Annotated in this window: 7 protein-coding genes; 3 read left to right on the top strand and 4 right to left on the bottom strand. The window is 56.5% G+C overall.

Annotated elements, in window-relative coordinates:
* Nucleotides 1-16 precede the first annotated feature (16 nt).
* From EJ361_RS00560 to EJ361_RS00550, 3 genes are all read left to right on the top strand, one after another.
* On the top strand, nucleotides 17-1,630 hold the full coding sequence (locus EJ361_RS00560; RefSeq protein WP_164714021.1) for a tetratricopeptide repeat protein: 1,614 nt from the start codon (nucleotides 17-19) through the stop codon (nucleotides 1,628-1,630).
* 248 nt (nucleotides 1,631-1,878) lie between these two features.
* Complete coding sequence (locus EJ361_RS00555; protein WP_126243396.1) at nucleotides 1,879-4,692, top strand: TonB-dependent receptor; 2,814 nt, start codon at nucleotides 1,879-1,881, stop codon at nucleotides 4,690-4,692.
* Nucleotides 4,693-4,704: 12 nt separating this feature from the next.
* Nucleotides 4,705-5,727, top strand: coding sequence for a phytase (locus EJ361_RS00550; protein WP_126243395.1), 1,023 nt, complete (start codon nucleotides 4,705-4,707; stop codon nucleotides 5,725-5,727).
* Nucleotides 5,728-5,800: 73 nt separating this feature from the next.
* Here the strand turns inward: EJ361_RS00550 and EJ361_RS00545 are convergent, their stop codons facing one another.
* Genes EJ361_RS00545 through EJ361_RS00530 form a run of 4 tightly spaced genes read right to left on the bottom strand, consistent with a single transcriptional unit; the run spans nucleotide 5,801 to nucleotide 11,845 of the window.
* Entirely contained in the window at nucleotides 5,801-7,369 is a 1,569-nt protein-coding gene (locus EJ361_RS00545; protein ID WP_126243394.1) for a solute:sodium symporter family transporter, read from the bottom strand.
* A 3-nt stretch (nucleotides 7,370-7,372) separates the two neighbouring features.
* Complete coding sequence (locus EJ361_RS00540) at nucleotides 7,373-9,340, bottom strand: glucosidase family protein (RefSeq protein WP_126243393.1); 1,968 nt, start codon at nucleotides 9,338-9,340, stop codon at nucleotides 7,373-7,375.
* 31 nt (nucleotides 9,341-9,371) lie between these two features.
* A complete protein-coding gene (locus EJ361_RS00535; RefSeq protein WP_126243392.1) occupies nucleotides 9,372-10,379 on the bottom strand; it encodes a GntR family transcriptional regulator in 1,008 nt (335 codons plus the stop codon).
* 2 nt (nucleotides 10,380-10,381) lie between these two features.
* Complete coding sequence (locus EJ361_RS00530; protein ID WP_126243391.1) at nucleotides 10,382-11,845, bottom strand: hypothetical protein; 1,464 nt, start codon at nucleotides 11,843-11,845, stop codon at nucleotides 10,382-10,384.
* Nucleotides 11,846-11,903 lie beyond the last annotated feature (58 nt).

The following is an 11,903-nucleotide window of genomic DNA, read 5'->3' as shown; positions in this document are numbered from 1 at the left end:
CGGGAAAAATGGGGAAATGCAAACCCGCCTTAACATTGCGGTAATGTTGGACGATTTCCTTTGCAGGATGAAGAACTTCCTCCTTCCGCTGCTCCTTTTCTCCATCATGTTTTCCGGCGCAAGGGCGCAGCAGCCCGACGGATTGCCCGCCACCGCCCCGGGGTTCCCGGCGCTGAAAGACTCACTGGAAAAAGCCCTCGCCCGGAAAAACCCTATCGCCGCCGCAGGACTCCTCAGCCGGATGGGCCACGAATGTTACCACCTCGGATATTACCCCCAGGCCCTCGATTACCATCTCCAGGCCGGCCAACTATACCGCAAAGAACAGCAATGGGCCCTTCTTGCCCAAAATCTCAACGACATCGGCACCTTATATTATTACAGCCGCCAGCCCGAAGCCGCCCGCAACCAGTACAACGAAGCCCTCGCCCTCTACACCCGCGCCGGCAACTTCACCGGCATGGCCCAAACCCTCGGCAGCATCGGCCACCTCTGCGAAAAACGGCAGGATTACGACTCTGCGGCTTACTATCAGCATAAAGCCCTCGCACTTTTCAGCCGCGCTACCGACCCTTCCGGCATCGCCAAGATTTACGAAAACCTCGGCAGCATCCATGAAGACCTCGAGCAGTACGATTCCGCTTTCCATTACTTCCAAAAATCGCTGGAACTGAACATCCTGCAACACAACAACCTGGCCACCATCGAGATTTACAATAACCTGGGAGACATCCTCCGTAAAACCGGTCGCGCCACGGAAAGCCTTCCATTCACCCGCAACGCGCTCCACCTCGCCCTCCAGGCGCGGGAAGAATACCAGCTCAGCAGCGCCTATCGCGATATGGCGCGGGCTTTCAACCTCCTTGGCCGCAACGACAGCGCCTTTTTTTACGGTGAGCTCAGCCGCGAAAGCCTGCTCAATATCTATTCCCGCGAAAGCGGGAAACAGCTCACCGTCATCCAGGCGATGTATGACACCGGCAAAAAAGACAGGGAAATCGCCGGACTGCGGAATTCCCGGAACATGGCCATCTTCCTCGTGATCGGTGCGTTGTTGCTCGTAACCCTCGGCGTGCTCGTCATTTCCAGGCAGCGGCTCCGCATCCGCAACGCCGCGCTGCTGCGCATGCAGGAGCAGCAACAGTTCAGGACGCGGACGGAGCTGCTTCAACTGCAGGAAGAAAACCTCAAGCAGGAACTGGAAACCCGGTCCAAGGTGCTCGGCGCCCATACCCTGCATATCATCCAGAAAAACCAGCTGCTGGAAGATATCCGCCAGAAGCTGGAAACCATGGTCAACGACGAGCGCCGCGATCAGAAAAAACAACTCCGCCAGTTGCAACAGCTCATCCACCAGAATTTCAACCACGATCAGCATTGGGACGAATTCAGGAGCATTTTCGGGCAGATCCATCAATCCTTTTTCGATAAAATACGGGAATACGGAGTGCCGCTAACACAAAACGACCTTCGCCTGGTGGCGCTCCTGAAAATGAACCTCAGCTCGGCAGATATCGCGGTGTTGCTCGGGATTTCGCAAGACAGTCTGCGCGTAGTCCGCTACCGCCTGCGTAAAAAACTGCAGCTCCCCCAGGGCGAAAGTCTTACGGCGTTCATCCAATCCATCTGAGATAACATCCCCTTCATGTTACGGTAATAATTCCTTAACAGCCATTTTGTTACGGCCATTAATTTTGATTATCAATATGTTACACAACAATTGTACACGCAGTTGCCGGATTGTTCACGCGGCTGTTAACGCTGTTTCCTTTTTGTAACGCGGGAAATTTGACTTCGGGGGAGGTTCGACCGCATCTTTGGGGACCCGGAAAAAGGCGGCCGCTTTTGCCGGGAGAAAACCAAAATAAAAAAGATACCATGAAAAAATTGCTGTCTGTAATGATCCTTTGCTGTTGCAGCATTTGGGCCTTTGCCCAGGGGACCGGTTTGCTGACCGGCCATATTATAGATAAAAACCAGCGGCTTTCCCTGCCGGGAGCCACCCTCCGGCTGAACCCCGGGAATCACTATACCGTTAGCGACCAGCAGGGCCGGTTCGAGTTCCTGGACGTGCCCGCCGGCAATTACCAGTTGGAAGTGACCTATATCGGATACGGTAAATTGTCGAAATCCGTGACCGTTTCCGCCGGGCGTAACACAGAACAGCAGCTCGCGCTGGAAGCCGGCGGCATCGCCGGGAAGGAAGTGCTCGTGGTGGGCGACCGGCTCCGCGGACAGGCGAAGGCCCTCAACCAGCAGAAAAACAATCCCAACGTGACCAATGTGGTGAGCGCCGACCAGATCGGCCGTTTCCCCGATGGTAATATCGGCGACGCCATCAAGCGGATACCCGGCGTAACCATGCAAAACGACCAGGGCGAGGCGCGCAACATCATCATCCGCGGCCTGGCGCCCCAGCTCAACTCCGTAACGCTTAACGGCGACCGTATCCCATCCGCCGAAGGCGACAACCGGAATGTACAGATGGACCTCATCCCCAGCGATATGGTGCAGACCATCGAACTGAACAAAACCCTCACGCCCGACATGGACGCAGACGCCATCGGCGGATCTGTGAACCTGGTTACGCGCGCCGCGCCGAATGGGCCGCGTGTGTCTGCCACGCTTTCGTCCGGCTATAACCCCATCCGCGAAAAACCCATCTACAATGGCGCGCTCGTGCTGGGAAACCGCTTCTTCCAAAACAAAATCGGCGCCATCCTGAGCGCATCCTACAACAATAACGATTACGGGTCAGACAACATCGAGCCCACCTGGAAAAAAGACGACTTCGGGAATGTATACCTCGAAGAACTGGGCGTCCGCCAGTATTTCGTGCAACGTATACGCAGGAACGCCTCCGCTGCACTGGATTACAAGATCAATCCCGCACATACGCTGTATTTCAACGCCATGTACACCTGGCGCGACGATCGCGAGAACCGCTTCGCCTATAACGTGAAAGACATCGAACCGGAATACGATGCCGACGACAAGATTACCGGTTATACCGGCTCCCTCACCCGCGAAAACAAAGGCGGCGTAGGCGGCACCCGCGGGAAGAACCGCCGGCTCGAGACCCAACGCGTCCAGAACTATTCCCTCCGCGGCGATCACCTGCTGAGCCCTAAAGTGGACCTGAACTGGAGCGCCTCCTGGTCATCCGCCAGCGAAAAGAAAGACGGTGAAAGATATATCGAATACGAATTCGAGGACGTTCCCCTCACCATGGACATCCGCAATCCGCAGCGCCCGACCGTGACGCCGGGCAACGTGAGCGACGGCGATTTCACCTTCGCTTCGCTGACCGAAAATAATGATTACACGAAAGAAAGTGAGCTGGGCCTGAAACTGGACCTCCGCTTTCCCCTTAGCGTGATCCCCGGCCAGAAAGGGCGCATGCGCGCAGGCGGTCGCCTGCGGCTGAAAGATAAAGAGCGGAACAACGATTTCTTCGAATACGAGCCCGTCGACGAATTCGGCACGCTCGACAAAATGCCGTTGTTCCAGTGGAATAAAAAACCCTTCCAGCCCGGGAGCCAATACGTTCCGGGGCGGTTCATTGCCCCGGAATTCCTCGGCGGGCTGAACCTCGCGGATGCTTCGAGGTTTGAGAAAGAAGCCGACCCGTCGGAGTTCCTGGCGGTTAATTACAAGGCGAAGGAATCCATCGCGGCGGGATATGTGCGCTGGGACCAGGACATCACTTCCCGGCTGTCGTTCATCGCCGGCGTACGGTTCGAAAATACCAGCACCAACTATGACGGGAATGTGGTAGAGGAAGAGGAAACCCTCAAAGGCACGCGCAGCGTCAAAAACAGCTACCTCAACGTGCTGCCGGGCCTCACGATCAAATACAACGCTACCGGTAACCTCGTGCTACGCTTCGCGGCTACGACCGCTATCGCCCGGCCGAATTATTACGACATCACGCCGTTCCTGAACATCGTGCAGGAAGATGAGGAGATCAGCGCCGGTAATCCGGAATTGGAAGCCGCCTATGCCACCAACTTCGATTTTATGGCGGAGCAGTATTTCAAATCGGTGGGAATCCTGTCTGGCGGCGTGTTTTACAAGCACATCAAGGATTTCATCTACACCTACCGCAACGAACAATACAATACAGCGCAGTTTGCCGCCGATTTCCCGGGGCAGCCGAACCCCGTTCCCGCAGGCGAAAACTGGTCGTACACCCAGGCGCGCAACGGCAATAAAGTGAAGGTCTACGGGTTTGAAGTGGCCCTTCAGCGCCAGCTCGATTTCCTGCCCGGTTTCGCCAAAGGGTTCGGCGTGTATGTGAATTACACTTTTACCAAATCCCGGGCCGACGGCGTGTATAACGGCGATGGCGAAAAGCGTTCGGGCGTAACTTTGCCCGGTACGGCGCCGCATATGTTCAATGCCTCGCTGTCTTTCGAAAACAGGTTCTTCACCACCCGTGTTTCCGGCAACTACGCAGCCTCTTACCTCGATGAACTGGGCGGCGACGATTTCGAAGACCGTTTTTACGACCGCCAGTTTTTCCTGGATGTGAATGCATCCGTGAAGCTGACGCGACAGCTCCGCATGTTCGGGGAAGCGAACAATCTAACCAACCAGCCGTTACGCTATTACCAAGGCGTCCGTGCCAGAACGATGCAGGCCGAATTCTACCGGCCGCGGTACAATTTCGGCTTCAAATTCGACCTGTAAACCCACCTGCATATGACAATACTGAAATTATCCGGAATAGCCCTGGCATTGGGCATCTCCGCGTGCAGCCACCTGGCGCCCGTGGCGGAAAATGCCGTAAAACCCATCGTAGTAACGGAACCCGTGGCGCACGATACCGATGATCCCGCTATCTGGATCAACCGGGCAGATACGATGCATAGTCTCGTTTTCGGTACCGATAAAGATTCCGACGGTGCGTTGTATGCCTTCGATCTCGACGGGAAGATCGTCCGCAAATCGGAGCCGCTGAAACGCCCCAATAACGTAGACATCGCGTATGACCTGCCATTGGCCGGCACCCCGGCAGACATTGCTGTGGTAACGGAGCGCGAAACCCGCAAGATCCGCATCTTCCGCCTTCCCGGCCTGCAACCCGTCGACAACGGCGGTATTCCCGTGTTCGCCGGCGAAGCACAGGCAGACCCCATGGGCGTGGCGCTCTATACCCGTCCGGCAGACTCCGCCGTTTTTGTGATCGTAGGAAGAAAGGAAGGGCCTGCGGAAGGATACTTATGGCAATACCGCCTGCAAGACGACGGCAAGGGCCAGGTGAAAGCGGACCTGGTGCGGAAGTTCGGGAAATACAGCGGGAAGAAGGAAATAGAAGCCATCGCCGTCGATAATGCCCTCGGGTATGTTTATTACTCCGACGAAACGGTGGGCGTGCGCAAGTACTTCGCCGATCCGGACAGGAAAGACGACCGCGAACTGGGGTTCTTCGGGCAGCAGGGTTTTGCGTCCGATCACGAGGGCATTTCGCTGTATCCGGGGCGCGACAGCACGGGGTTTCTCCTCGTTTCCAACCAGCAGGCGAATTCATTCATGATTTTCCGACGGGATGGGAAGAACGGTTTTGTGGGCGAAGTGCCGGTTTCCACCATAGAAAGCGATGGATCGGAGATCACGCCGGTGACATTCGGGGGTAAATTCCCGGGCGGGCTGTTCGTGGCCATGAGCAACGGGCGCGTGTTTCACTTTTATGCGTGGAAGGATTTGCGGGAAAGGTTGAAATAGCCTTATTGGATGGATATATTTACAATGACGGCTGGCGCGATGGCGTTGGCCGTCTTTTCTTTCAAATTGCACTTCACTTCGCCCACCCTACCGGCGAAAAAACCAGGTACAAACCGATCACCAGCGCAACAAGCCCCCCCATCGCCAGGTACCTCCATTTCCACGGCGTCACTTCCACGAGATTGTTCCATTGCAATGCAAAAGGCGCCTCCCGTGGCCGCCATTTCCCGATGGTCAGCATGAGTATTACCGTTACCACGAAAAGGATAGCCAGCACATGTAAAAAATGAAGCCCCACATCCACCACAAACTGCGACAATCCATAACAGCCGATGAAGAACGCCAGCCCCACTTTGGCCGCCAGTGCGGGCACCCGGCGCGTAAGGAACCCCACGACCATAACCGTAAAAATAGGTACACTGAAGAGCGCCCCCACCTTCTGCAACCAGGTATATAAACCGTCCTGCGTGAAATGAATGAACGGCGCAATACAAACCGCACTCGCACAGAGCAGCACCTCGAACCTGCGCGCCGTACGCATCCCGCCGGGCGGGCCTTTGCGGAGGTTCAGCACGTACAGCGTCGCGGAACTGTTGATGCCCGCAATGAACGTAACGAGGGATGCACCGGCCAGCAGCGCGGCCATGAACCCCGTATACACCGGCGGCGCCACGTCGCGGATCAGCGTCGAAAAAACGGACGCGGAATGCGGCAGGCTTCCGTAGATATGCGCCGCCACGATCCCCGGCACATTGAGCAGCAGCGGCAGCACCAGTTTTCCCAATCCTGCGAGGGCCATCCCCTTCTGGCAAGACGCCAGGTCGCGGGAGCCGAGGGCCTGCTGCACGATGTATTGCTCCGTACTCCAGTAATATAAATTCACCAGCAACATACCGGTAAAAATCGTCCCGAAAGGAATTGCGTCGTGCGGCCTGCCGATGGCGTTCAGGCGATACGTTTCCGTTGTCAGTACGGTTTCCAGCCCGGTTTGCCAGTTGCCCGCACCGAGATGCCGCAGCGCGAAATACGGCAGCAGCAATCCGCCGGTAAACATCGCCAGGCCCAGCATCGTCCCGGAAACCGTCATGCCTTTCAACCCTCCTTTCAGGGAAAACATCGTGCCGAGCGCGCCCATCACGGCCACCAACCACCAAATCGTTGGCCAGTAACCCGATCCGGTAAGGTCAGACACCCCGAAAAGCCCTTCCAGCGCCACGGCGGCGCCATACAGCACAGATGGCAAGAGGTTCACGATGTAGTTGAGCAGGAAAATGAGGGATACGAAGGTTTTGGTTTGCCGGTCGTACCGCATTTCCAGGAAATCCGGCGTGGTGGAAATACCGGTTTTCAGGTAAATGGGCAGGATGAATTCCGCCACGGCCATCATCACCACCACCGATGTTACGCCCCAGGCCATCACGCTCATGTTGTTGGTGAACGTGAGCTCGTTTTCGCCGATAAACGAGGTAGTATTGATGTTGGCGAAAATCAGTCCGCAGCCCACCGCCACAAAACCCAGGTTCCTGTTGCCGAAAAACAGTCCCGCAGCGGTAACGGGCTTCGTCCTCCGCGCACTTCGCCACACCAGCCATGCGGCGGTGGCCATCGTGATAAAAAATGCGCTGAGGGTGACGGCGTTCATATTTTACAGGTTGAAATAAACGGGCTGTTTCCCGTCCCAGGCCCGGGATTGCTCCGGTTTGCCCTTCTCCTTCACAATAATCTTATAATTCCTGCCCTTGCGTTGCACGGAAAGATCGATGACCGTACCGAAAGCATGCACATTCTGCAATGCCATCTGCCCCCATTTCGATGGCAACTTCGGGCACACCGCAAAAGCTTTATAACCTACGGGGTCGAACCCGAACATCCCTTCCACGATGGCACGGCAATACAGTCCGCTTTCCGCGGAAAGGTGCCGCTGGTTCCCTTCGGGCCAGGCCTCTATCGCATAGGGAACGTGTTCGCCCAGCAAACGTTTCGAAGAATAATACGCCAGGTATTTCAATGCCGTGTCCGTAGCCCCGGCCTTGAATATACCGCGGAAAGCGTACAGTGTGGAGCGGTCCCAGAAAGTTTTGGAGCCGGATTCGGTGAGGAGACCGTCGGGGCTCCAGAGTTTGGGCGACAGCAAAGCCGCCAGCGTCTCATCTTTCCGGTCGTTAATGCCCACTACCAGCGGCAGGCAGATCCAGGCGCGGAGCTTATCGTTCCCGTCGAAATAGCGGTAGGTATTAAAACCTTCCACATTGGCGCCGAAGTATTTTTCGATGTTCGTTTTAAGTTTTTCCGCTTCCGATTTCCATTCCGCCGCAACCTGCTTGTCACCGGTCCAGTCCGCCATCCGTGCACCATACAGCAGCGAGGCGTAGGTCAGCACGTTGGTGGAAAGATTGTATTTCCCGGCCTTGAAGCGCCCTTCCAGCTCATCCGAATCCGAAAAATAAACACCGTCTGCCGATTTCTTGCGCAACATATACTCGTTGCACCATTTCACGAGCGGCCACAACGCCGTCATATCCTGCGGATTGGACACCGTAAGCGCATACTTCGCCGCACCGTAGCCGATCATGGCCTGGTCTCCCCGGTCGCCCGCGCCGTTCCAGTAACTGTCGCCCTCCGCGATGATGGAACTGGGAATGGGCTTATATTCCGGATTGATGTATTGCGCAAAAATGCGGAAACTGTTGCGTGCAGATGCCAGCCCGGCGTCATATCCGAGATAGCCGAAGAACGGGTTCACGTATTCTGCCTGGTCGTTGGCCCAGATGGCCGCGTAGTATTCCCCGCCGCCGGGGCCGTGCATGAGGCCGGCTTTCGTTTCGTAAATGCTTTCCGCGGCGCGGAGTTTGGCGAATGCGAACATCCGGTTGATGGTATCGTTGGGGGTGTGGAGCACCAGTTTGCCTTCCAATTCCTTCACCAGCGCCATCCGCTGGCTTTCCTCGAAGGCGGGATCGATATATAACGGGGGATCGGCCTGTTTCCGGGCCGAGTACACGACGTGGAAATCCACGAAGCGCCCCGGCGCGAGGGCCTTCCGCCCGCCGTTCCAGGTTTTCGCCTGCACCACGTATGCGCCATAAACGCCCTTGGCCGCATCCGTCAAACTGCTGCTGTCCGTTTCCGGGATATCGAGCACGAGGTTTTGCTTCCCGCGGTTCTCCAGGTGGTAGGCTTCCACGAACGCCGCTTTGCCGGGGGAAGGAAAAAGGCGCCGCGTCACCACGACGTCCGTCCCGATCTTACTTTCACAAACTAATTTGCCATGAATATAAAAACCCTGGACGGATTCGGTGACCGGCTTTCCATCGATCAAAACCGCATCCAGGGCGCTGCCTTTGAATTCGCGGATGAGGTTGGCGCGGGTGTTATTGGGGAGGGAGCGCAGCATGGGAAAAACCAGTTTCCGGCTGAAAACAGGCTTGCCGGCTTCGTTGAAGCCATAATGTACGATGGCCGAAAGCTGCTTCCCGCTCATTTCGAGATGGTCCGTATGCGGCGGTTTGGACGCCGCGGCCTGATGGATCCCGCCGTCGCCGGTCATGGTCCAGGTACGCTGCGCGCGGCCTGCAAGCGGCAGCAAAAGCAGCAGGCAATAAATGTATCGCATGTTGATGTCGTTAAATTGGATGATGTGTTGATCAGAGCGACGCGCGCCGCGCCAGGGTCGTCGGGATCGTAGTTCGCACTTTCTCGCGGCTGAGAACGGCCTCTGCGGCCATTTTACCCATCGCGGCAAAGTCGGCCGAGTAAGTCGTGATGCCCACGAATTCTTTCGCCGGCTCGTCGTTGTGCGACAGGATGCCCACGTCCTTTCCCGGCTGCAATCGCTTCGCCTTGCATTCCTTGAGGATTTCCCACATGGCGAAGTTGTCCAGCGTGAAATACACTTTATTCCTTTCCACCGTTCCGGCCGTAAATTCCTTTTCGATGCGGCCTTTGATGTGATGGGTTTTCAGGAACTTCTTGAAAGACACGGCGATCTCCTTCGGGTCCAGCGAATCGGGGGAATGGAAAAAGACGAATTCGTCGAACTTCCGGATGTCGTCTGCCAATTCGGTGAAGGCCTGGTAGGAGGATTTTTCGAATTCCTGGGTGATGTGGTTGAAATCCCCGTCCAGCGGCTCAAACCGGTCGAACATGAGGAATTTGTTCCGCGGGATGGTATCCAGTAATTCCTTCGACTTCGGATGCGGTATCGGGGCGATGACGTACATGCCGAATTGCCCGCGGATGCTTTGCAGCACGGTTTCGAACACTTCTATATTGCCGTGGTGGAAATAAATCTGCAGGCTGATGGAAGGCCCCAGCGTCTGGCGGAAATTCCGGTAAAACTGCTCTTCGAAAGTATCGAGGTTATACATGACCAGCGCCACTTTGAGGAGTTGTTCGGTGCTTTGGCCCGACACGAAATATCCCAGCCTGTTGCGCGCTTCGATGATCCCCCGGCCGGTGAGCTCCCGGTACCCTTTCATGATGGTTTCCCGCGAATAGCCCAGCTCCCGGATCATGGCGTTCACGGAAGGGAGCGTGTCTCCGGGAGCCAGCACCTTATCGTTGATGGAATTGATGATGCCCTGTACCAGGCGGTCGTGCTTGGAGTAAGACACCACGGTTTCCAGATCGGTAATCTTGTCAAAAACGTTCATATTTAGTCCTCTTTTTCAGCGATGGCTTCCATGCCGGGGAGCAGTTCCACTTCCGCCCAGGTTTTGCTGTTGCCCATAACATCCGTTTCCACACGGGTTTTCATTTTCTTTCCGTTTATCCGGATAGCCTTTGCCTTTCCGTTGAAAGCGGCGCGCCAGGAGAAAGGGCGGCTTCCTTCGTTCTTCAGCACGCTCCGCCGCGGTTCGTGCCGCAAACGGATGACCGAAGATAATACCTTCAGCCCGCCGATTTCGCAAAAATGCGGCGAGCGGCTGTTGTAAACGGTGGTCAGCCGGCCGTTCCGCCCGTCCGGCGAAACGCCCATCACACCCTGCACGATCCCTTCCATCACCCCGAAAGACACTTCGGGGTATTCGCGCCGCGGCGTAGCCGGGTTGGTGAGGTAAAGGATAAAGCGGTAGGCCTCGTCGAAGTAACCATAACGGCAAAACTGGTACGAAAGGTAGGAAAGGTTTTCCACGTTCCACTTCCCGCCGGCCAGGTGAGCGATCGTTTTGCGGGCACGGCCGGCATCGGTGAGCGCGTCGTACCAAAGCAGGTAGGTTTCCCCCTCCCCTTTTCCGAATACGCCCTTGTGGGTGATATAGGTATTGTATCCTGCGGATTGCTCATCCCACCAATGCGTTTCCAGATGCCGGAGATAGGCGGCCGCGATGGTGCGATACTGCTTTTCCGCCCGGCGGTCTCCCCGCCAGCCGGCTATATCCGCATACGCCGAAAACCCTCGGTACATGGCGGCAACGAGATCCGCCCCCATTCCCATGTCGGCGATGGCTTCATAATAGGAAGGCAATCCCCGGCAGCGGTGGAAGTAATCTTTCTCGTTGAAAGGCACCGGCGCGTTGGGAAACGGCGGCCGGTCCAGCAGCGCCTTCGGCCGGAGGTGCCACCTGTCCACAAACGGCCCCACCGTGATCGCGGAAAAGTTCCGGAACGCCGCGCTGTTAATGAACGCCGTGTCTCCCGTCCACATATACATCCGCCAGCCGGCGTAGATCAGCTCGAAATTGGCGTTCAGGTTGTACCAGAACTCCTTGTCGTTCCGGTAATCCTCCACGGCCGGCCTTCCCGATTTATGAATCTCCCAGAACGTGCACCAGTCTTTGCTTTCGGAGATCCCTTCGAGGAAGCGCGTTAACATGTTCCGGTTCTCCGCCTGCATGCCCAACACCTCTGCGCCAATAAGCTGGTGCGACACGTCCCGCACGCAAAACGCGCTGCGGGCGGGCAATGCCGCCTCGTACCAGGGCCCCACCGGGTCGGTGGCCGGGCCGCGGTAAGACAAAGCCATATCCCTCGCCCTTGCGAACGCCTGTTCCAGCGCGGTATCCGACGAAGTGAATACCGCCTGCGCGCTGGCGGCCGAAGGCACGGCTACCCAACAGGCCACGGCCAGGAAATGCGCCCATTTCATCCGCCTGCGGCGTACCATTTCAAACTTCATAAGCCTTTTCAATTGAATATTGCAGTTTCATAACGTGGAACGTTGATATGAAATATAG

This window comes from Chitinophaga rhizosphaerae (assembly GCF_003958645.1).
GTDB lineage: Bacteria > Bacteroidota > Bacteroidia > Chitinophagales > Chitinophagaceae > Chitinophaga > Chitinophaga rhizosphaerae.
This window is presented reverse-complemented; position numbering and strand designations above follow the sequence as displayed.